Source organism: Streptomyces sp. NPDC058663 (assembly GCF_042716745.1).
Lineage (GTDB): Bacteria > Actinomycetota > Actinomycetes > Streptomycetales > Streptomycetaceae > Streptomyces.
In genome coordinates this window covers 19,968-41,370 of record NZ_JBHXRV010000058.1, presented here as the reverse complement: position 1 = coordinate 41,370, position 21,403 = coordinate 19,968, and the positions used below count along the sequence as shown (strand labels likewise).

The following is a 21,403-nucleotide window of genomic DNA, read 5'->3' as shown; positions in this document are numbered from 1 at the left end:
AGGACGCTCAGGCTTCGGGGGTTTGCCTGCGGCTCCCCGCCTTGAGGATCTCCGCCACGTCGAGGGTGACCTTGGCACCGATGGAGTCGGGGAGGGTGACTTGCTGACCGGGCGCGTAGACGCGGTGGGACGTGTACTCGCCGGACCCGGGCTCCGTCAGCACGTGGATGCGTCCGTGCTTGCGGTCGACGATCACATAGACCGGGATCTTGGCGTCGGCGTACGCGACGACCTTGTTCCGCAGATCGTTGTTGTAGTTGCTGGAGGTGACCTCCAGAACCAGCCGGAAGCATTCCGGGTCGGCGCCACCGTCGTCGATGAGGTGATCGTCGACGTCCGCATCGACGATCGCCAGGTCGGGGATGACGTAATCCACCGGTCCGCTCGGCAGCCACACGCTGATGGCCTGGTGGACCTCGGTCTCTCCTCCGTGCAAGCCTGCTGCGAGGAACGGGATCATGAGGCCGGTGAGCACGCGGGAGTGGGGGATGTCCGCCGATGGGGTCACGGTGATGACGCCTCCGATGATCTCGACGCGGAGCCCGGGGTTCTGCTCCATGAGCTTGTGGGCTGTTTGGAGCGGGGTCTCCGGCTCGCCGTCGCAGGGGTGCTCGACTGCTTCTGCAGACATTGCTGGCCTCCTGAGGGGCTGTGGTCGAGAGCATCATCGTAGGCCGGGACGCCCCCACGTGTCCTCTATGTGACTGTTCACCCTGTCGAGTGAACGCGGAGGGCCCCGGCGCACAATCCTGCGCGCCGGGGCCCTCCGCCACGTACTTCTACTACCGCCGTGAACCGTCAGAGCTGCTCGATCACGTAGTCGATGCACCCCGTCAGCGCCTGGACGTCCGCCGGGTCGACCGCCGGGAACATCGCCACGCGCAGCTGGTTGCGGCCCAGCTTGCGGTACGGCTCCGTGTCGACGATGCCGTTGGCACGCAGCACCTTGGCGACGGCCGCCGCGTCGATCTCGTCCGCGAAGTCGATCGTGCCGATGACCTGCGAGCGCTTCGCCGGGTCCGTGACGAACGGGGTGGCGTGCTTGGAGGTCTCCGCCCACGAGTACAGGGCCGTGGAGGAGGCGCCGGTGCGCTTGACCGCCCAGTCCAGGCCGCCCTGCTTGTTCAGCCAGGTCAGCTGCTCGTTGAGGAGGAAGAGGGTGGAGAGGGCGGGCGTGTTGTACGTCTGGTTCTTGAGGGAGTTGTCGATCGCCGTGGGGAGCGAGAAGAACTCCGGGACGTGCCGGCCCGACGCGTGGACGCGGGCCGCGCGCTCCAGGGCGGCCGGGGAGAACGCCGCGAGCCACAGGCCGCCGTCCGCCGCGAAGGACTTCTGCGGGGCGAAGTAGTAGACGTCCGTCTCGGTGATGTCGACCGGCAGGCCGCCCGCGCCGGAGGTGGCGTCCACCAGGACGAGGGAGCCCTCGTCCGCGCCCGCCACCCGCTTGATCGGGGCGGCGACACCGGTCGACGTCTCGTTGTGGGTGTACGCGTAGACGTCGACGCCCGCCTCCGCCTTCGGCTCCGGGTGGTCGCCCGGCTCCGAGGAGATCACGGAGGGGTCGGCCAGCCACGGGGCCTGCTTGGCGGCCTTCGCGAACTTGGACGAGAACTCGCCGAAGGACAGGTGCTGGGACCTGTTGTCGATCAGGCCGTGGGTGGCGACGTCCCAGAAGGCCGTCGAGCCGCCGTTGCCGAGGACGACCTCGTACCCCTCGGGGAGGGAGAAGAGGTCGCGGATGCCGTCCCGTACCGAACCGACCAGGTTCTTGACGGGGGCCTGCCGGTGGGACGTACCCAGCAGGGAACTGCCGGTGGCGGCAAGCGCGTCGAGCGCCTCCGTCCGTACCTTGGAGGGGCCCGCGCCGAAACGGCCGTCGGCGGGCTTGATGTCAGCGGGAATCTCGATATCAGCCACGAGCCGGAGCGTAGCCGCTTCCGGGGGGCGGTGTGGAGATCCGTCCGGCGGATGAGACGACCGGCACTCCGGCTCGTGGTGTGTCTTCGTACGAGAGGTACGGAGACAGGGGCAGTGCGGCGGGGCCCTCAGCCCTGCTGGTGCAGGAGGACCGGGACCTCGACGAGGTCGTTCTGGGTCACGACCGGCCTGTTGCGCAGCTCGGAGGCGTCGACCGCGAGGGTCAGGCCCGGGAAGCGGGCGTACAGCGCGGGGAGGGCGACGGCGGCCTCCAGCCGGGACAGGGCGGCGCCGGGGCAGACGTGCGGACCGTACCCGAAGCTGATGTGCTTGACGCTGTCGCGGGTGACGTCGAAGTCCTCGGCGCTCTCGCCGTGCACGCGCTCGTCCCGGCCGATCGCACCGAAGGAGACGACCAGCGCCTCGCCCTTGGGCAGGACCGAGTCGCCGACGGGGACGTCCTCGGTGGCGTAGCGCAGCAGCACGTGGGAGGTCGGGGTCGACCAGCGGAGCGTCTCCTCGATGACGTTCTCCCACGGGACCTCGCCCGCCAGGACCTTGGCGCGCTGCTCGGGGTGGGTCTCCAGGCCGATGACGGCCTGCAGGATCAGGCTGATCGTCGTCTCGTGACCGGCGATGATCATGACCTTGATGGTGTTGAGGATTTCTTCCTCGGTGAGCCGGTCGCCCTCCTCGGAGGCCTGGAGCAGGGCGCTGGTGAGGTCGTCGCCCGGCTGGGCGCGCTTCTCGGCGACGACCTCGGTGAAGATCTCGTCGATCTCGGCGAGCACCTTGGGCATCTCGCCCGGCGCGGTCTCGCTGGAGAAGAACCGGTCGAAGACCGCCGTCAGCCGCGGGGTGACCACCTTCTCGACGCCCATCAGCGCGGTGACGACCTTCATCGGCAGCGGCGCGGCGAACAGGGCCTTCAGGTCGACGCTCTCGCCCTGCGCCTGCGCGGCGAGGTCGTCCAGCAGGGCTTCGGTGACGGTCTCGATGCCGGCGCGCAGGCGCTCCACCCGGCGCACGGTCAGCGCCTGGGCGACCAGCAGGCGCAGTCTTCGGTGCTCGGGGCCGTCCACGGTGAGCATCGAGCGGCCCGGGTTGACCAGGCCGATCAGCGGCCAGTCCATGGCGATCTCGCCGCGCTGCCAGGCGTTCCAGTGGTTGATGTCCTTGACCACGCGCGGGTCGTTGAGGAGCGCGCGGGCCTCGGTGTGGTGGGTGACCGCGTAGCAGGGGACGCCGCCGGGGAGCACCACGCGGGCGAGCGGGCCCGCCTCGCGCAGCCGGGCGCCCTCGCCGACGAGGTCGCGCACGAACGGGTCGAGGGCTATCGGCTCGGCTGCTCCGGCGCCGCCCGCCCCGGTCACGGGGCAGGTCGCCGGTCCTGCGGCGGTCGTCTCGGTCATGCGGTGCCTCCAAGGGCGGGAGTGGGCGTGAACGTCACCGGCAGCGCGGTCAGTCCGCGCAGCCAGGGGGACGGGCGACGGGTCAGGGACTCGGCGGGCACGGCCAGATCGATGTCGGGCAGCCGGTCGAGGAGGACTTCCACGGCGGTACGGGCGATGACCTCGGCGGTCTCCTGCGCGGGGAACGGGCAGCGGTGCTCGCCGTGGCCGAAGGAGAAGAACGCGTTGTTGCCGCCGGTCAGCACGGAGGCGTCGGTACGGACCTGGGGGTCGCCGTTCGCGGCGGCCAGACCGAGCAGCAGCAGGTCCCCGGCGGCGACCGCGCGCCCGCCGAGCCGGGTGTCGCGGGACGCCCAGCGGCCGGCCACGTTCTGGGTGGGGGTGTCCTCCCAGAGCACCTCGTTCATGGCCTCGGCGACGCTGTGCCGGCCGCCGGAGAGCGAGGCGGTGAAGCGGTCGTCGGTGAGCATGAGGCGCATCGTGTTGCCGATCCAGTCGGCGGTCGGCTGGTGGCCCGCCGCCATCATGACCATCAGGTCCTGGAGGACCTCCGCGGGGCTGAACCCGTCGGGGCCTGCGCCGGTGGCCAGCATCCGGGACGTCACGTCCTGGCCGGGCGTCGCCTGCTTGTCGGCGAGCAGGGCGGTCATGGTCTGGGTGACGTGCTGCTGGCCCGCGAGGGCGTGCTCACGGCCGTCGATCATGTCGTTGAGCGCGGCGACGAGGCCGGGGCCCTGGTCGTCGGGGATGCCGTAGATCTTCGCCAGGACGCGGACCGGGAGCAGCATCGCGAACTGGCTGATGATGTCGGTCTCGCCCGTGGTGCAGAACGCGTCGATGAGCCCGTCGGCGAACTGCTCGGCGTGCCGCTTGAGTTCGAAGGGGTCCACGGCTTCGAGCGCGTCGCTGATCATCCTGGCGCGGCGGGTGTGGCGTTCGCCGACGGTGTAGAGGATCGACGGCTGCCTGCGGCCGATCATGGGGAGCAGCGGCCAGTCGGCGGGCACGGCGTCCCACTGGTTCCACAGCTCGGAGTCGCGGGAGAAGAGGACCGGGTCGGAGGTGACCTGGTGCAGTTCGCGGTAACCGGCCACCAGCCAGGCCGGGATGTCGCCGGGGAGGGTGACCGGGACGACCGGACCGTGCTCGCGGCGCATGTCGCGGTAGAGGGCGACCGGGTCGCTCTGGAAGCGCGGCCCCGAGAGCGGCACGTACCCGGGGTCCTGGGCGTGGGCGGGGCAGCCGGGGGGCGGGGTGGTCGTCACAGGGCTGCGCCCTCTCGGGGAGTGCGGGCGGGCTCGCGGGCGGTGGTCGACAGGGCGTGCAGGTGCTCGACGAGGGTGATCAGCACGTTCTTGCTGGACGCGCGGTCGCGGGCGTCGCACGTGATCATGGGTACGTCGTCGGGCAGGTCGAGCGCCTCACGGACCTGGGCGTCCGTGTGCTGCGGTCCGCCGAAGTCGTTGCGGGCCACGACGAACGGGGTGCCGTGGTGTTCGAGCCGGTCGATCGCGTACCAGGAGTCGGCGAGGCGGCGGGTGTCGACGAGGACGACCGCGCCGAGCGTGCCGGAGAAGAGCCGGTCCCACAGGAACCAGAAGCGCTCCTGGCCGGGGGCGCCGAACAGGTAGAGGACCGTGCGGTCGTTGACCGAGATCCGGCCGAAGTCGAAGGCGACGGTGGTCGAGGACTTGGTGCTGACGCCTTGCAGGTCGTCGACGGCCTCTCCGGCGCGGGTCATCGTCTCCTCGGTGTTGAGGGGACGGATCTCGCTGACGGAGCGGACCAGGGTGGTCTTGCCGACGCCGAAGCCACCGACGATGACGATCTTGAGACCGTTGTCGGCGGTACGGGACAGGTGGGACCTGCCGGATGCGGCGGGGGCCGCGCCTGGGGTCCTTGCGTCAGAGATTTCGGAGGCCAACGAGCACCTGCTCCAGGAGTTCGGGTTCGGGGAGTTGGGCGGAATCCGGTGCCGGGCGCGGGTGACGGGCGCTGATCCGGCCGGTGTCGAGCAGGTCGGCGAGGAGGATGCGGGTGATGCCGACGGGCAGGGCGAGTTCGGCGGCGATCTCCACGACGGCGATCGGGTAGTCGCACATCCGCAGGATCGCCGCGTGCTCGGACTGCATGCCCGGGGCCGGTTCGCACTCCGCGACGACCAGGGTGACCAGGTCGAACGCGTCCGAGTGGGCGCGGCTGCGGCCCCCGGTGACGGTGTAGAGCCGGTCGGGGGAGTCGTCGCGGCCGGGACGCGGCGGGCGGGCCCGGTGGCCCGGGGCGCCCGAGGGTCCGGTGGCGTCGGGGGTTTCCGGGGTACGTGCCTGTCCCGGCGTGCTCATGCGGGAAGGGTGCTGTCGGCGCCCCTGCTCGTCCTGGCGGCGGCGGTGGCGGGGTGGGCGCGGGGCTCCGCGCTCAGGTGCTCGCCGAGCTGCTCGATGAGTTCGCTCATGTTGTGGCCGATGAGGCCGACGTCGGAGTCCTCGTCGGCGATCACCGCGAGGTGCGCGCCCGCGCCCGCCTCGACGATGAACAGGATGCCGCCGTAGAACTCGGCCATCGCCTGCCGCACTCCGCCGCTGCCGTCCCCGAACTCCATCGAAGCGCCGTGCGTCAGGCTCTGGATGCCGGAGGCGATGGCGGCCAGCTGGTCGGCCCGGTCGACGGAGAGCTCGGGGGTGCGGCACAGCTTGAGGCCGTCGCGGGACAGCACGAGAGCGTGCCGGGCGCCGGGGGTGCGCTCCAGGAGGCTCTCCAGCAACCAGTTGAGCTTCTCGTCGGTGGTGGCGGTCATCGGTTCTCGTTGCCTTCCGGATGCGGGGTGGCGGTCGGGTCGGTCGTGCCCCGGGCCTGGTTCTGGGGTTGCGCCTGGCCCTGGACGGCCTGGCGGAAGGTGCTGAAGCGCGCCGTGGCGGCCCGGCGGTCGGCCGGTTTGGCGGCGGGCCTGGCCGGGGCGTCGGGGCCCTCGGGGTGCGCGGCGGCCAGGGTGCGGCCCCGGCGCCGCTTGGGCAGCCCGCTCTCGCCGAACTGGGGGATCCCGCCGGCGGTGTCGGAGGAGGACTCGGCGAGGGGGACCGGGGCCGCCGGAGGGACGGCGGCCAGGAGCGGGCCCGGGTTGGTGCGCGCGGCGGGGGCCGGGGCGGGGGTCGCGACCGGGCTCGGGAAGGGGGGTTCCGCTGCGGGCCTGTCCGGGCGCCCGTACGCGGGCTCGGCGGGCTCGGCGGTTCCAACGACCCCGGTGGTCCCAGCGGTCCCGGCGGTCCCAGCGGCCCCGGTGGCCTCGGCGAGGGAGTGGCCGGCGGTGGCCTCCCGCTCGGGTGCGGGGAGGTCGTACGACGACGACGCTGCGGTGGGTGTGGGTGCGGGTGTGGGTGCGGGTGCCGGTGCGGGGAGTTCGTATGCGCCTGCACCTGCGGCGGGCTCATAGGCGCCTGCACCTGCGGCGGGCTCGTAGGTGCGTGCACCTACGGCTGGGGCGGCGGGCTCCGCCTCGCGCCTGCGCGCCGGGAGTTCGGCCGGGGCGGCGGGGCGGCGGAGCGATCCGGTGTCGTGGCGGCCGGCCGGGCCCGCCGACTGGGGCTGGGTCAGCAGTTCCTGCGGCAGCAGCATCAGCGCGCCCGTACCGCCGCGCGCGGACGGCCGGAAGGACACCGTCAGCTGGTGCTTGCGGGCCAGGCAGCCGACCACGGCGAGGCCGAGCCGGGTGCCGGACAGGCCGGTCAGGTCGAGCGGCCGGTCGGCGGAGACCGCGCGTTCGGCCCGCCGCAGCTGGACGTCGCTCATGACGAGGCCGCTGTCCTCGACGGTGATGATGAGCCCGGCCGGGACCTCCTCCACGTAGACGTGGACCTCGGCGGTGGGCGGCGAGAAGTTGGCAGCGTTGTCGAGGAGTTCGGCGAGCGCGTGCATCACGCCCTCGGCCGCGTGACCGGCGACGGCCACCTCGCTCGTGGAGTGCAGCCGGACGCGCTGGTAGCCGTTGATGCGGCCCATGGCGCCGCGCAGCACGGACTCCATCACGATCGGCTTCGCCCACCTGCGGCCGGAGCGTGCCCCGGTCAGGATGGCGATGCTGTCCGCGAGCCGGCCGGCCTGGGCGGTGCGGTGGTCCAGGTGCAGCAGATCGCCGAGCACGTCCTCGTCGGTGTGCCGGTGCTCCATCTCGCGGAGGTCGGCCAGCATGCTCGTGGCCAGAGCCTGCATGCGGCCCGCGGCGTTCGCGCAGGCGGCCATCGCGGCGGCCCGGGAGGACTCGCCGCGGCCGATCTCGGTGGCGAGCGTGCTCAGCAGGGCGCGCGCGTGAGAGTGGTCCAGCTCGCCCAGCGTGCGGGTGGTGGCGGTCAGCGCGGTGTCCGCGGAGTCCCCGGCGCGCAGCCGTGCGACCAGCTCGGGGACGGTTTCGGTGGCGAACCGCCGGGCGTCCGTCTCGACCCTGGCGGACCTCTCGCGCAGCGCGCGCGTCTGCCGGAGGGCGTACGTGGCGACGGTGACGGCGGCCGTCAGCAGCACGGCCGCGCCGCCACCGCCCCAGGCCAGCGGGGCCCGCACCGCCTCGGGTGCGGCCCACACCGCCCACAGGAGCAGCAGGCCGCTGAGGGCCGCCGATATCGACAGGGCGAGTGCGGACGCTCGGCGCGTGGACATGAGGAAGCAGGCCTCTTGAGGGGGAGCGGAGCAAGGCGACAAGGCAGGCGGCGCGGAACGGAAGTGAAAAGTCCGCCATAAAGCGTGCCCACTATAAGAGAGTTGATGATCAGTTGGGAAAGTTTCTGTCTGTATCTCTGTCGGATTCTCCTAAGGAAACGGGGGACAAGTCGCCCGACACCGCCCGATACGCGGCACCCGGCATGCTGGCTCCATGGCTGATCAACGCAGCGAGAACACGCAAGCGGCACCCGTGGCCACCGAGTTGGCGGCGGCACTGCGCGGGGCCGTCCGCGGCGAGGTGTCCTTCGACGCCGCCGCCCGGGCCCTGACGACGATGGACGCCTCCAACTACCGGCGGGTACCGCTCGGGGTGGTCGCCCCGCGCGACCCCGACGACGTCGCCGCGGCGCTCGCCGTCTGCCGGGCGCACGGGGTGCCGGTCGTCCCGCGCGGCGGCGGCACCTCCATCGCAGGACAGGCGACCGGGACGGGAGTGGTCCTGGACACCACCCGCCACCTGCGGCAGATCCTCGACCTGGACCCGGTGGCCCGCACGGCGGTGGTCCGCCCCGGTGTCGTACTGGACGAACTGCGCGCGGCGGCGGCCGTGCACGGCCTGACGTTCGGCCCCGACCCGTCCACCCACAGCCGCTGCACCCTCGGCGGCATGATCGGCAACAACTCCTGCGGCGCGCACTCGGTGGCCTGGGGCACCACCGCCGACCAGGTGCGCGCACTGACCGTCCGCACCTACGGGGGCGAGGAACTGCGGCTCTCCCGGGGCGGCTGGGACGCGGTCCCGGAACCACTGCGGGCACGCCTGCGCGAACTGACCGAAAGTCATCTCGCCCTGCTGCGCACCGGGTTCCCCGACCTCCCGCGCCGTATCTCCGGGTACGCCGTGGACGCGCTGCTTCCGGAGAACGGCGTGGACCTGGCCCGTGCCTTCTGCGGCAGCGAAGGCACCCTCGGCGTGGTCACCGAGGCGACCGTGCGTCTGGTGGAGGCGCCACGCGCGCGCGGCCTGGCCGTACTCGGCTACGGGGACGAGAGCGCGGCGGCCGACGCGGCGCCCGGCATCCTCCCGTACGGCCCGCTGACCGTCGAGGGCATGGCCGCCGACCTGGTGCCGGACGGGGAGCGGGCGGCGCTGCCGCGCGGGGCGGCCTGGCTCTTCGTCGAGACGGGCGGCGAAAGCCCCGGCGAGGCCCGCACCCGCGCCCAGCAGATCGTCCGCGGGGCCGGGGCGCTCGACGGCACCGTGGTCGAGGACGCCGCAGGACAGCGGGCCCTGTGGCGGATCCGCGAGGACGCCGCCGGCACCGCGACCCGGATGCCGGACGGCTCAGAGGCGTGGCCCGGCTGGGAGGACTGCGCGGTGCCCCCGGCCCGGCTGGGCGCCTACCTCCGCGACTTCCGGGCACTGATGTCGGACCACGGCCTGCGCGGCACCCCGTACGGGCACTTCGGCGACGGCTGCATCCACGCCCGCATCGACTTCGACCTGCTGAGCGGGCCCGGCATCGCCGCATTCCGCCGCTTCTCCGAGGAGCTGGCCGACCTGGTCACCGCCCACGGCGGCTCCCTCTCCGGCGAACACGGCGACGGCCTCGCCAGGGCCGAACTGCTGCCCCGGATGTACGGACCGGAACTGGTCGGCCTCTTCTCCCGCTTCAAGGACGTCTGGGACCCGGCGGGCGGCATGAACCCGGGCGTACTGGCCCGCCCCGCCCGCCTCGACGAGAACCTCCGCTTCGCCGTCCTGCCCACGGAACCGGTGCGCGGCCTGGCGTTCGCCTACCCGCACGACGGCGGCGACTTCTCCGCCGCCGTCCGCCGCTGCGTGGGCGTGGCCAAGTGCCGTACGGAGTCGGTGGCGGGCACCGCGGGCGTGATGTGCCCCTCCTACCGGGCCACCGGCGAGGAGGCCCACTCCACGCGCGGCCGGGCCCGGCTGCTGCACGAGATGCTCGCGGGCGAGGTCGTGCAGGGCGGCTGGCGGTCCCCCGAGGTCGCCGACGCCCTCGATCTCTGCCTCTCCTGCAAGGGGTGCCGCACGGACTGCCCCGTCGGCGTGGACATGGCCACCTACAAGGCGGAGTTCCTCCACCAGCACTACCGGGGCCGCCTGCGGCCGCCCTCCCACTACGCGCTGGGCCGGCTCCCCGAGTGGCTGCGGCTGGCCGCCCCCTTCGCCCGGCAGGCCAACGCGGCGGCCCGGGTCGACGCCCTGTCCGCCCTGGCCAAGAAGCTGACCGGCATTACCCCCGAACGCCGGATCCCGCCACTGGCCCCCCGCACCTTCCGCCACTGGGCCCGCGCCCGCCCCCCTGTCCCCGCAGCGGCCGGGGCTCCCACGGTGCTCCTGTGGCCCGACACCTTCACCAACCACCTCTCGCCCTCCGTGGGCATCGCCGCGGTACGCGTCCTGGAGGCGGCCGGTCTGCGCGTACGGCTGCCCCGCGCGGGCCTGTGCTGCGGGCTGACGTACCGTCTCCACCGGCCAGCTCGACCGTGCCCGCGCGGTCATGCGCCGTACGGTGCGGGCGGTCGGGGGCCCGGCGGGTACTGCCGTCGAGCGGACCGGCGGGGGACAGGCCGGGGCTGCCGGGGAGCGGACCGGTGGCGAGCTTCCGCTCGTGGTGCTCGAACCCAGCTGCGCCGCCGCCCTGCGCACGGACCTCCCCGAGCTCCTCCCCGACGACCCCGCGGCGGCCCGCCTCGCTTCCCGCGTCCGTACCTTCGCGCAGGCGCTGGAGGAGTACGCCCCGCACTGGGCCCCGCCCCGGCTGGAGCGCCCTGTCGCGGGCCAGACCCACTGCCACCAGCACGCCGTCCTCGGCGACGACGCGGAACGCCGGCTGCGCGAGAAGGCGGGTCTGACCGGCACACTGGTGGGGGGCTGCTGCGGCCTGGCGGGCAATTTCGGCTTCGAGAAGGGCCACTACGAGGTGTCCACGGCCTGCGCGGAGGATCAGCTCCTGCCCGCCGTCCGGGCCCTCGCGCCCGGCGGTGAACTCCTGGCCGACGGCTACTCGTGCCGGACGCAGCTGGCGCAGCTGACGCAGGGTCCGCCCGCCCGCCACCTGGCCGAGGTGCTGGCGGACGAGCTGTAGCGCGTGCGTGGGGGGTGCGTGTGGGCGGGCCCGACCCGGAAAATCCGGCGGGTGCGGCGTGCGGGCATGCCACCATGGGAGTACAGCCCATTGAACAAGAGGTGCATCAGAGTGAACGAGGTTCAGACTCCCGCCGGAGTCACCACTGACGCCGAGGCCGGTGTCCTCGCCGCGAGCAGCGCCGGGCTGGAGGGCGGGCCGAAGCGCGGGGGCCTGCGAGGGCGGGTGCCGGGTGGCGGCCTGCGCGGGCGCATGCGGAGCGGTGGGCTGGGGCCGGTGGCGCTGGTGGTGGCCGGGGGGCTCTCCGTTCAGTTCGGGGCGTCGCTGGCCGTGCTGATCATGCCGCGCACGGGGGCGGCGGGCGTGGTCGCGCTCCGGCTCGCGCTGGCCGCCCTGGCGATGCTGGTCATCTGCCGGCCCACGGTGCGCGGGTACACGAGGGCGGACTGGGCGACGGTCCTGGTCTTCGGCGTGACCATGGCGGGGATGAACGGGCTGTTCTACCAGGCGGCCGAGCGGATTCCGCTGGGAGCCGCCGTGACGCTCGAAGTGCTCGGGCCGCTCGCCCTGTCGGTGTTCGCGACCCGGCAGTGGATCAACGTGCTGTGGGCCGCGCTCGCGCTGGCGGGAGTGGCGCTGCTCGGGGTCGCCGGGTTCGGCGGGCTGGACCTGGCGGGGGCGGCCTTCGCGCTGTCCGCCGGCGCGTGCTGGGCCGCGTACATCGTCTTCAGCGCACGGACCGGGCGGCGGTTCCCGCAGGCGGACGGGCTGGCGCTGGCGCTGGGCGTGGCGGCGGTGCTGAGCCTGCCGCTGGGAGTGGTGAGCGCGGGGGCGAAGCTGTTCGACCCGATGACGCTCCTGCTGGGTGCGGCCGTCGCGCTGATGTCCTCCGTCCTGCCGTACACGCTGGAGATGATCGCCCTGCGGCGGATGCCGGCGCCGACCTTCGCGGTGCTGATGAGCCTGGAGCCGGCGATCGCGGCCGGGGCCGGGTTCCTCGTGCTGCACCAGGCGCTGTCGCTCGTGGACGCGCTGGCCATCGCACTGGTCATCGGCGCGAGCGTGGGCGCGGTGCGCAGCCAGTCGCGGCGGAAGGTGGCGTCGGTGTAGGGGCGCTTCGGTGCGGGGCGCGCTTCGGTTCGGGGCGGTGCCGGCGACCTGTCCGGCGCACCGGGCTGACGTCCCCGGACCGGCGCGTCTGCGCCCGTCGGCCGCGCGGGGGCCCGCCCCAGGCGCCCGGCCCCTCAGGCGAGCCAGCCCCTTTCGTGGGCGATGAGTGCTGCCTCCACCCGGTTCGCCGCTCCCAGGCGGCGCATGAGGGCCGCCAGATGCTTGCGGTAGGTGCGGATGGAGACGCCCAGCTGACGGGCGGCCGTCTCGTCCTTGTCCGCCGTCCTCAGCAGGGCGAGCACCTTGCGCTCGATGTCCGAGGGGAGAGGCGAGGTGTCCTCGTCGGGGAGCTCCTCGGAGGCCTCCCACATCCGCTCGTACAGCGAGACCAGGGTCGTTACGAGGCCCGGCTCGCGCACCAGCAGCGCCCCCTTGGCGGTGTGGCCGGGGTCGATGGGGGTGAGGGCGGCCTGCCGGTCGACGATGATCATGCGCTCGACGGGCCGTCGGGAAACCCGTACCTCGGCACCGTGCTCCACCAGTTCCCGCAGGTACGCGAGGCTGGCCTCGTCCCGCAGGACCGCCGCGCCCATGATGGTGCGCATCCGCACCCCGCGCCGCAGCAGCCGCATGTTGATCGGACGCGAGAGGGCGATGGACTCGGCGGACATCACGCCGACGGGGTCGGTGGTCAGGTCCTCGGAGCGGGCGAAGAAGGTCAGCTCGTCGATGATCTCCCGTACGGCGTCGATCCCGTGCAGCGGGATGACCGTCTGCTTGCCGTCACCGGCCTCGGTGCGCGGGGAGGAGGGCGACGGCCTGCGCTCTTCGAAGAGGGACTCCAGAACGTCGTGCCGTACGACCGCGCTCTCCAGCTCGTCGCGGAGGATGCGCAGCCGGCCCTCGATCAGTGCGTCCACGGCCCGGGGCGGCGGGACCGGGCGCACCACCCCGGCGGCGCCGCGGGTGGCCAGCCCGAGCGCGACCAGCCGGGACAGTTCGGCTTCGGTGGGGGAGCCGGGGGATTCGGAATCCGGCGCTCCCCGCCCGGTGGCCGGGTGGAGGGCTTCGCACCGCAGGAGCGCGCGGTAGACGTGATCCTCCCTCTCACTGACGCCCAGAAAACCGAGCAGGTGCCCCATATCGCTCTCCCCCGTGCCGAAACGGTCCGTACATCCGTCACTCGATCTTCAAGTACGGGATCCGCAAGGGTGTGACCGGGGAACGGATTCAGCGACTTCTCGTCGCCCCAAGGGAATCGACAGAGGAACTGTGACCACTGAGATCGTCAGCCCGTTCACCAAGCCGTCGTACTCGGACCAGCAAGGGGACTGCGTCATGGGCATGCACCCTTGTTGACGGGCGCGCCGTCCGCGACAGCAAGAACCCGACCGGCCCCGCGCTGATCTTCCCTGCCGAGGGCCGGCACGCATTCGTGGCGACGTTGCAGGGAGTGCCCGGCCGGTGAACCCGGGCCGGCCGGCGCTCTGCTCACCCACCTCTCTGTCGAGCGCCAGCCGCAGAGGGGCTGCCGGCTCACCCCGGAGATTCCCGCGTCCGCACGCAGTTCGCGCAGGCGCGTCGCGGCACGTTCGCGGGCAGCCTGGGCTGCGGACGACGGGGAGATGGGCATGAGGGGGCGCGTACCTGCCAGTGGTTCATGGAGCACCGACCGGTGAACTTCGATGCCGTGCCCTGTCAGTCCAGCGGGAGCGCCTGGTGGGCAGCCATGATCGCGTCGATGCGGTACGCCAGGTCGAAGTCCGCGGCGGTCAGCACGTTGCCCGCGTCGGGTGAGGTGATCCGCGCGGTCAGGCTGCCGACGCGGAGGTCGAGGCCCGCGTGGTGTTCCACCCGTCGGGACCGGTCGGCGATGGTGACGAGGGCGGCGACGGCCTCGTGATAGCCGATCTCGTACCGTCGGACGATCTCGTGGCCGACCTGCTCCCATCCCGGCAGATCCTCCAGGCGTTCCGCGATCTCCTGATCCGACAGCGGTACGGGTCCTTGTCCCACGTCATCCCCTCTCGTGTGCGAGGGCCAAGGCCTCGATGAGGTCCTGGCCTCTCCGGGCATCCTGCCATGGGCCCATTACCCCCTCCAGGTTGCCCAACTCGTCCGGCATGCACGCCGATCGACTTACGCCTGCGATTCGCGCCACCTGCCCCGCAGGCGACGGCGTACAGCACCCGGCATCTCATGTCGGCACCGCCGCAGGGGACCCCAGGATGTACGCCGGATCGACAAGCGTCCCGTACGGGCGGGAAGTGGCGTCCCGGGCCGGTCTCCGGCATGGAGGCGTCGACTGCCAAAGTGGGGGGATGGACGAGAACTTTCTGGCCCGGCACCACGACCAGTTGGCCGCATGGCTGCGGGATGGCGATGCCGAGAGCCTCGACGCCTTCCTGGGTGCGCACCACGAGTCCTTCGCGCTCGTGACGACAGACGGAGCGATTCTTGACCTGGGGACGCTTCGAGAAGCGCTGCGTGGTGCGGGCGGCAGCCGGCCCGGTTTGTCGATCCGGATCGGGGAAGTCACCCGCGTCACCCCCGACGTGTACCGGTTCCTGGAACGCCACCTCGTGGACGGCTCCGTCGTGGACGCGCGGGTGGTGACCGCCGTCATGGAAGGCGGGCTGCTGCTCGGCGTGCAGGAGACCGCCCGTCGGTAGTGCAAGCGGTCTGCCTGCACCGGAGCCTCATGGCGTGCCTGAGTCGGTCGACCAGCCTCGTGCCTGTGTCGGTGGGCCGGTCTCGTGCTTGTGTCGGTCGACCTCTCGGACCTGTGTCGGTGGCCCTTTCCGGCCTGACCCTGCACGGGTCGGAGCCCCCGCGGGAGGCAGACCGCGCCGGTGCGGCACCTGCGACACCTGCGGCACCGCAGAGCCCGTACCTTGCCGTCCCGGTCGGTGGCTGCAAGGCTTTCGGCCCCTGTCGCGTGTCCCGCCGTGGAGGCTTCCGGATGATGACCTGGCGTCGGCTCGCCGAGCGCGACTTCCCGTTGCTGATCTCCTGGTTGGAACAGCCGCACGTGGCCCGTCGGTGGAACCATGAGACCTCGCCCGAGGCCGTCTCACGGGACTTCGGCCCCGCCGCCAGGGGAGAGGAGCCTTCGGAGGACCTCCTGATCCACCTCGGCGAGAGCCCGATCGGCCTGGTTCAGCGGTGCTGTCTGTCCGACTACCCCGAGTACCTGGCTGAGCTCGCCACCCTGGCCGAGGTGCCTCCCGGGGCCATGACCATCGACTATCTGATCGGTGAGCCGCAGCAGGTCGGCCGGGGGCTCGGACCACGGATGATCCGGTCGGTTGTCGAGGCGACATGGCACGACCACCCCGATGCGCCCTGCGTCCTGGTGCCGGTGTCGGCGGCCAACCGGGCGTCCTGGCGCGTACTGGAGAAGGCCGGAATGCGCCGGGTCGCCGAGGGCGACCTGGAGCCGGACAACCCCGTCGACGACCGCACCCACTACCTCTACCGGATTGATCGGCCGGGCACGGCCGGAGAAGGTGCGTGACCAGAGTCGGGCTGCCGGGGCACGCGTCCCCTTTCCGCCATCCCCCTCCCCCGGCGAAACGCTGCCGCGCCGCCGGGGGAGGGGGCCGGCCGGGCCGGATGTGATCAGTTACGCGATGCCGGGATGGCCAGGTCCGCCAGCAGGTCGGCGAAGAGGTCCGGGCGGCTGAAGTAGCCCGTGTGGGAGGTGGCCAGCGTGCGGACGTCGAACGGGTTGTCCGGCGTCAGCTCGTCCGCCTTGCGGATCATGTGGTCCTGCACGGCCGGGGGCATGCTCATGTCCTCGGAGAGGCGTACGAAGGTGTGCGGGACGACCCCCCACCGCGCGGGGCGGGCCACCGCGCCCTGTTCCAGTACCGCGTAGTTCTCGTCGGGGTCCAGGGAGTCCAGCAGCAGCCGGAACTGATGGTCGGTGGAGTCCGCCATGACAGCCGCCTTGAGCTGCGCGAAGAGTGCCGGGTCGGTGTGTGCGGCACGCCAGTTCAGCCGTACCACGCCCTGGTTTGCGGTGTCCGGCACCGCGATCCGGGCAGCCGCCGCATCCAGCAGGTTGTCATCAGCGACGTCCCACTCCCCGGTGACCATCCCCGGGTCGGCGAGGCACACCGCGGACAGGTACACCACGCGGCCGAGGAGTTCCGGCACGGCGTTCGCGACGGCGGTCACGGTCAGCCCGCCGAAGCTGTTGCCCGCCAGGATCAGTGGCCCCGAGGGGGCGAGCCGGCGCAGGACGTCCACCACGTGACGGACGTTGTCCCGCAGCGTGATGCCGCGCATCGGGGAGGGGGCGGTGGCCAGTGCCGCGAGGTCCTGCGGCTGCCGGTAGTAGGCGGCCGGGTGGTCGGCGCGGTCGCCGTGACCGGGCAGGTCGACGGCGTACGAGCGGAGCCCGCGCAGGGCCAGCTCGTTCTGCAACGGCCCCCAGGCCCGGGCGTTGCTGGACCCACCGGGGACGAACACGAAAGTGGGGTGTGCGGTGCTGCGCATGAAGAAGTCCTCGTCATCCTGAGGCGAACGGTGAACAGTGCGCGGATGACCAGGTGCCGACGGAACGCTCGGGTCAGCACCGAGTCCGGGACACCGAACGGATGCGCAGGGACTGCCAGTTGCCCAGGGGTGAGGAGTGCATGATCAGGACCCTAGGTCCCGCCCGGCGCGCTCGCCATCGAATTGCCGGCCCTCCCCACGCACGCCGGCCCTCCCCAGGCATGCCGCCCGCCGCCCGAGGCCGTCCAGCCGGAAGAGTCCGCTCGCCGACAATTCAAGCACGCTTGCTTGTTTCTCGGATGGCTGCCATGCTCCGCACACGCATCCATGCCCCGAGGGGAGCGTTACGTGTCCGAACTCGACGCCGTGCTCGACGATTTGCGCGACGAGAGCCGTGAAGTTGACTCGCTGGTGGCGGAGTTGGGGGAGGCGGACTGGTGCAGGTCCACTCCCGCGCCGCGCTGGACCATCGCCCACCAGATCGCGCATCTCGCCTGGACCGATGCCGTTGCCCTGCTCGCCGCCACCGACCCGGAAGCCTTCCGGGACGAGGTTGCCAAGGCCGGGAAGGATCCGCACGGGTTCGTCGACGCGGGGGCCGGGGCGGGGGCCGCGCAGCCGCCCCGGGAGCTGCTGGCGGCCTGGCGGGACGGGCGGGACCGGCTGTGGCAGGCGCTCAAGGACGCCCCCGCCGGGACACGTCTTCCCTGGTACGGGCCGCCGATGGGTATCGCGTCCATGGCCACCGCCCGGCTCATGGAGACCTGGGCGCACGGGCAGGACATCGCCGATGCCCTCGGCGTACGGCGGGTGCCGACCGACCGGCTGCGGCAGGTCGCGCGGATCGGTGTCAGGGCGCGGGACTACGCGTACTTCGTACGGGGCCTCGACGCGCCCGGGGATGAGTTCCGCGTCGAACTCGTCGGCCCCGGCGGCGACGTCTGGGCGTACGGGCCCGAGGATGCCGCCCAGCGCATCAGTGGGCCCGCGCTCGACTTCTGCCTGCTGGTCACCCAGCGTGCCCATCGCGACGATCTGGCACTGAGGGCCGAGGGTGCCGACGCCGACCAGTGGCTCGACATCGCGCAGGCCTTCGCCGGACCCCCGGGAGCGGGCCGCGCCCCGCAGGGGGCCGGGTCGGCGGGGGCCGAGCCGAAGAATCCCTCTGCGGACGCGGAAGAGAAGAACCCCTCCGCGGGGGCCGGGACGCAGAGGCCCTCTTCATGAGTGGCCCCGCCCCCACTCCCAGCCCCACCCCCGGTGAGTCCCCCCGTACCCCCCTCCGTATCGGCAACGCCTCCGGGTTCTACGGCGACCGCTTCGACGCCTTCCGCGACATGCTCACCGGCGGCGAGCTCGACTTCCTCACCGGGGACTATCTCGCCGAGCTGACCATGCTCATCCTCGGCCGCGAATGGCTGAAGGACCCCGCCAGGGGGTACGCGCGCACCTTCCTCAAGCAGCTGGAGGAGGGGCTCGGGCTCGCCCACGAGCGCGGCGTGCGCGTCGTCACCAACGCGGGCGGGCTGAATCCCGCCGGACTGGCCGAGGAGGTACGGGAGTTGGCCTCGCGGCTCGGCATCGGCGTCCGGGTCGCGTACGTCCACGGCGACGACCTCATGGCGACCGGGCAGTGGAGCCGCGAAAAGGAGTACGGCGACCTCACCGCCAACGCCTACCTCGGCGGAGCCGGCATCACCGCCTGCCTCGACGCCGGGGCGGACATCGTCGTCACCGGCCGCGTCACCGACGCCGCCCTCGTCACCGGGCCCGCCGCGCACTGGTTCGGCTGGGGCCTGGAGGAGTACGACAAGCTCGCCGGCGCGGTCGTCGCGGGACACGTGCTGGAGTGCGGCGCCCAGGCCACCGGCGGCAACTACTCCTTCTTCGGCGCCCACGACGTCCGCCGCCCCGGCTTCCCGCTCGCCGAGATCCGGGCGGACGGGTCCGGCGTCATCACCAAACACCCCGGCACCGGCGGCGTCGTCGACGTCGGCACCGTCACCGCCCAGCTCCTGTACGAGACGGGCAGCGCGCGGTACGCCGGGCCCGACACCACCGCCCGCCTCGACACCGTACGGCTGACCCAGGAAGGGCCGGACCGGGTGCGGATCGACGGGGTGCGCGGGGAGGCGCCGCCGCCCACGCTGAAGGCCGGGGTGACCCGGTTCGGGGGGTGGCGCAACGAAGTGGTGTTCGTGCTGACCGGGCTCGACATCGAGGAGAAGGCCGCGCTGGTCCGGGGGCAGGTGGAGGACGCGTTCGAGGGTCCCGGTGCCACGGGTTCCGCCCCCCAGGGCCCCCCTTCCCCGCGTCCCGCCGGGAAACGGCCCGCCGACGTGCGCTGGGAGCTCGTCCGGACGGACCGGGACGATGCCGGGAGCGAGGAGACCGCGAGTGCGCTGCTGCGGCTCGTCGTACGGGACCCCGAGCCGGACACCGTCGGGCGGGCCGTCAGCGGTGCGGCCGTCGAGCTGGCCCTCGCCAGTTACCCCGGCTTCCACGTGAGCGCCCCGCCCGGCAAGGGGGCGCCGTACGGGATCTTCGAGGCGCACGCCGTCGGTGCCGACCGGGTCGCCCACACGGCGGTGCTGCCCGACGGGAGCGAGGTGGCGGTGCCGGGCCCCGTACGGACGCGGGAGCTCACCGACGTACCGGAGCCGGAGCTTCCGAAGCCGCTGTCCGCGCACCGGGCGCAGCCCACCCGCCGTGCCCCCCTCGGTTTGGTCGCCGGGGCCCGCAGCGGCGACAAGGGCGGCGACGCCAACGTGGGGCTGTGGGTGAGGACCGACGACGCGTGGCGGTGGCTGGCCCACGAGCTGACCGTCGAACGGCTGCGGCAGTTGCTGCCCGAGACGGCGGAACTGGCGGTCACCCGCACCGTGCTGCCCCACCTGCGCGCCCTCAACTTCACCCTCGGAGGGCTCCTCGGCGAAGGCGTCGCCGCCCAGGCCCGCTTCGACCCCCAGGCCAAGGCCGTCGGCGAGTGGCTCCGCTCCCGGCACCTCGACATACCGGAGGTACTCCTGTGACCGGATGGCCCCCTGTGACCCCGGAGGCGTCCCGATGACCGTCCTCGCCACCACCCTCGACCCCACGAGCCCCGAGTACGCCGCCCACCGCACCGCCATGCTCGCCAAGCTGGACGACCTCGAAGCCGCCCACGCGGCGGCCCTTGCGGGCGGTGGCGAGAAGTACGTCGCCCGGCACCGGGCGCGGGGCAAGCTGCTGGCCCGTGAGCGGATCGAGCTGCTGGTCGACCCGGACACCCCGTTCCTGGAGCTCTCGCCGCTCGCCGCCTGGGGGAGCGACTACCCGGTCGGCGCCTCGATGGTCACCGGCATCGGGGTCGTGGAGGGCGTCGAGTGCCTGATCACCGCCAACGACCCGACCGTACGCGGCGGCGCCTCGAACCCCTGGACGCTGAAGAAGGCGCTGCGGGCCAACCAGATCGCGTACGAGAACCGGCTCCCGGTGATCAGCCTCGTCGAGTCCGGCGGCGCCGACCTGCCGTCCCAGAAGGAGATCTTCATCCCCGGCGGCGCGCTCTTCCGCGACCTCACCCGGCTCTCCGCCGCCGGCATCCCCACCGTGGCCGTCGTCTTCGGGAACTCGACGGCCGGGGGCGCGTACGTCCCCGGCATGTCGGACCACACCGTGATGATCAGGGAGCGGTCCAAGGTCTTCCTCGGCGGTCCGCCGCTGGTGAAGATGGCCACCGGGGAGGAGAGCGACGACGAGTCGCTGGGCGGCGCCGAGATGCACGCGCGCGTGTCCGGTCTGGCCGACCACTACGCGCTCGACGAACTCGACGCCCTGCGCCAGGCCCGCCGCATCGTCGCCCGGCTCAACCGGCACAAGGAACACCCCGACCCGGACCCGGCGGGAGTCCTGCCGCCGAAGTACGACGCCGAGGAGCTGGCCGGGATCGTGCCCGGTGACCTCAAGGTGCCCTTCGACCCGCGCGAGGTGATCGCCAGGATCGTCGACGGGTCGGACTTCGACGAGTTCAAGCCGCTCTACGGGACGAGCCTGGTCACCGGCTGGGCCACCCTGCACGGCTACCCGGTCGGCATCCTCGCCAACGCGCAGGGCGTGCTCTTCAGCGCGGAGTCGCAGAAGGCCGCCCAGTTCATCCAGCTCGCCAACCAGCGCGACATCCCCCTGGTCTTCCTGCACAACACCACCGGCTACATGGTGGGCAAGGAGTACGAGCAGGGCGGCATCATCAAACACGGCGCGATGATGATCAACGCCGTCTCCAACTCGACGGTCCCGCATCTGTCCGTGCTCATGGGGTCCAGCTACGGCGCCGGGCACTACGGCATGTGCGGGCGCGCCTACGACCCGCGCTTCCTGTTCGCCTGGCCCAGCTCCAAGTCGGCGGTCATGGGCCCGCAGCAGCTCGCCGGGGTCCTGTCGATCGTCGCCCGCGCCTCCGCCGCCGCGAAGGGGCAGCCGTACGACGACGAGGCCGACGCCGGACTGCGCGCCATGGTGGAACAGCAGATCGAGTCGGAGTCACTGCCGATGTTCCTGTCGGGGCGGCTGTACGACGACGGGGTCATCGACCCGCGCGACACCCGCACCGTCCTCGGCCTGTGCCTGTCCGCCGTCCACACCGCTCCGGTGCGGGGCGTGCGCGGCGGGTTCGGTGTCTTCCGGATGTGAGGTGCGTGCTCCCGACGCGTCCCGTGC

The 21,403-nt window shown here is 72.6% G+C and carries 18 protein-coding genes and 1 pseudogene; 8 read left to right on the top strand and 11 right to left on the bottom strand.

Annotated elements, in window-relative coordinates:
- Positions 1-7: 7 nt before the first annotated feature.
- From ACFWVV_RS32395 to ACFWVV_RS32360, 8 genes are all read right to left on the bottom strand, one after another.
- Positions 8-631, bottom strand: a complete 624-nt coding sequence (locus tag ACFWVV_RS32395) for a Uma2 family endonuclease (protein WP_384342278.1) — start codon at positions 629-631, stop codon at positions 8-10.
- A gap of 167 nt (positions 632-798) precedes the next feature.
- Positions 799-1,917, bottom strand: coding sequence for a phosphoserine transaminase (gene serC, locus ACFWVV_RS32390; protein WP_384342280.1), 1,119 nt, complete (start codon positions 1,915-1,917; stop codon positions 799-801).
- 128 nt (positions 1,918-2,045) lie between these two features.
- Positions 2,046-3,329, bottom strand: coding sequence for a cytochrome P450 (locus ACFWVV_RS32385; RefSeq protein ID WP_384342282.1), 1,284 nt, complete (start codon positions 3,327-3,329; stop codon positions 2,046-2,048).
- Positions 3,326-4,594 carry a cytochrome P450 gene (locus tag ACFWVV_RS32380; RefSeq protein ID WP_384342284.1) on the bottom strand — a complete coding sequence of 423 codons (1,269 nt, stop codon included), beginning with the start codon at positions 4,592-4,594 and terminating at the stop codon, positions 3,326-3,328. Before ACFWVV_RS32380 ends, ACFWVV_RS32385 begins: the two co-directional genes overlap by 4 nt.
- Positions 4,591-5,241, bottom strand: a complete 651-nt coding sequence (locus ACFWVV_RS32375; RefSeq protein ID WP_384342863.1) for an ATP/GTP-binding protein — start codon at positions 5,239-5,241, stop codon at positions 4,591-4,593. The genes ACFWVV_RS32380 and ACFWVV_RS32375 overlap by 4 nt, the downstream gene beginning before the upstream one ends.
- Complete coding sequence (locus ACFWVV_RS32370; RefSeq protein ID WP_384342286.1) at positions 5,234-5,671, bottom strand: DUF742 domain-containing protein; 438 nt, start codon at positions 5,669-5,671, stop codon at positions 5,234-5,236. Before ACFWVV_RS32370 ends, ACFWVV_RS32375 begins: the two co-directional genes overlap by 8 nt.
- Positions 5,668-6,123 carry a roadblock/LC7 domain-containing protein gene (locus tag ACFWVV_RS32365; RefSeq protein WP_384342288.1) on the bottom strand — a complete coding sequence of 152 codons (456 nt, stop codon included), beginning with the start codon at positions 6,121-6,123 and terminating at the stop codon, positions 5,668-5,670. Before ACFWVV_RS32365 ends, ACFWVV_RS32370 begins: the two co-directional genes overlap by 4 nt.
- Positions 6,120-7,973, bottom strand: a complete 1,854-nt coding sequence (locus ACFWVV_RS32360; RefSeq protein ID WP_384342289.1) for a sensor histidine kinase — start codon at positions 7,971-7,973, stop codon at positions 6,120-6,122. The genes ACFWVV_RS32365 and ACFWVV_RS32360 overlap by 4 nt, the downstream gene beginning before the upstream one ends.
- Positions 7,974-8,187: 214 nt before the next feature.
- On the opposite strand from ACFWVV_RS32360, the pseudogene ACFWVV_RS32355 reads away from it, so the two are divergent.
- Positions 8,188-11,092: pseudogene (locus tag ACFWVV_RS32355) on the top strand (FAD-binding and (Fe-S)-binding domain-containing protein).
- 252 nt (positions 11,093-11,344) lie between these two features.
- The gene (locus ACFWVV_RS32350; protein WP_384342865.1) at positions 11,345-12,202 is read left to right on the top strand and encodes a DMT family transporter; all 858 of its coding nucleotides are present in this window, start codon (positions 11,345-11,347) and stop codon (positions 12,200-12,202) included.
- 134 nt (positions 12,203-12,336) lie between these two features.
- On the opposite strand, the gene ACFWVV_RS32345 is transcribed toward ACFWVV_RS32350, so the two are convergent.
- Positions 12,337-13,344: a LuxR C-terminal-related transcriptional regulator gene (locus tag ACFWVV_RS32345; protein WP_384342291.1), complete on the bottom strand. Its 1,008-nt coding sequence runs from the start codon at positions 13,342-13,344 to the stop codon at positions 12,337-12,339.
- A 137-nt stretch (positions 13,345-13,481) separates the two neighbouring features.
- Between ACFWVV_RS32345 and ACFWVV_RS32340 the strand changes: the two genes are divergently transcribed.
- On the top strand, positions 13,482-13,670 hold the full coding sequence (locus ACFWVV_RS32340; protein WP_384342867.1) for a DUF397 domain-containing protein: 189 nt from the start codon (positions 13,482-13,484) through the stop codon (positions 13,668-13,670).
- 230 nt (positions 13,671-13,900) lie between these two features.
- Here the strand turns inward: ACFWVV_RS32340 and ACFWVV_RS32335 are convergent, their stop codons facing one another.
- Positions 13,901-14,218 (bottom strand): 4a-hydroxytetrahydrobiopterin dehydratase, encoded by a 318-nt coding sequence (locus ACFWVV_RS32335; protein WP_384342292.1) that lies wholly within the window; start codon positions 14,216-14,218, stop codon positions 13,901-13,903.
- Between the two features lie 305 nt (positions 14,219-14,523).
- On the opposite strand from ACFWVV_RS32335, the gene ACFWVV_RS32330 reads away from it, so the two are divergent.
- Together ACFWVV_RS32330 and ACFWVV_RS32325 are read left to right on the top strand one after the other, a co-directional pair.
- Positions 14,524-14,874: a hypothetical protein gene (locus tag ACFWVV_RS32330; protein WP_384342294.1), complete on the top strand. Its 351-nt coding sequence runs from the start codon at positions 14,524-14,526 to the stop codon at positions 14,872-14,874.
- A gap of 290 nt (positions 14,875-15,164) precedes the next feature.
- A complete protein-coding gene (locus ACFWVV_RS32325; protein ID WP_384342296.1) occupies positions 15,165-15,719 on the top strand; it encodes a GNAT family N-acetyltransferase in 555 nt (184 codons plus the stop codon).
- Between the two features lie 104 nt (positions 15,720-15,823).
- Here ACFWVV_RS32325 and ACFWVV_RS32320 read toward each other — a convergent pair whose 3' ends face one another.
- On the bottom strand, positions 15,824-16,705 hold the full coding sequence (locus ACFWVV_RS32320; protein WP_384342298.1) for an alpha/beta hydrolase: 882 nt from the start codon (positions 16,703-16,705) through the stop codon (positions 15,824-15,826).
- 348 nt (positions 16,706-17,053) lie between these two features.
- On the opposite strand from ACFWVV_RS32320, the gene ACFWVV_RS32315 reads away from it, so the two are divergent.
- From ACFWVV_RS32315 to ACFWVV_RS32305, 3 genes are read left to right on the top strand one after another with little or no spacing between them, the layout of a single operon-like run.
- Positions 17,054-17,932 (top strand): TIGR03084 family metal-binding protein, encoded by an 879-nt coding sequence (locus ACFWVV_RS32315; protein WP_384342300.1) that lies wholly within the window; start codon positions 17,054-17,056, stop codon positions 17,930-17,932.
- Positions 17,929-19,737 (top strand): acyclic terpene utilization AtuA family protein, encoded by a 1,809-nt coding sequence (locus tag ACFWVV_RS32310; protein WP_384342302.1) that lies wholly within the window; start codon positions 17,929-17,931, stop codon positions 19,735-19,737. The genes ACFWVV_RS32315 and ACFWVV_RS32310 overlap by 4 nt, the downstream gene beginning before the upstream one ends.
- Before the next feature lie 34 nt (positions 19,738-19,771).
- Complete coding sequence (locus ACFWVV_RS32305; protein ID WP_384342304.1) at positions 19,772-21,376, top strand: acyl-CoA carboxylase subunit beta; 1,605 nt, start codon at positions 19,772-19,774, stop codon at positions 21,374-21,376.
- Positions 21,377-21,403: the final 27 nt, after the last annotated feature.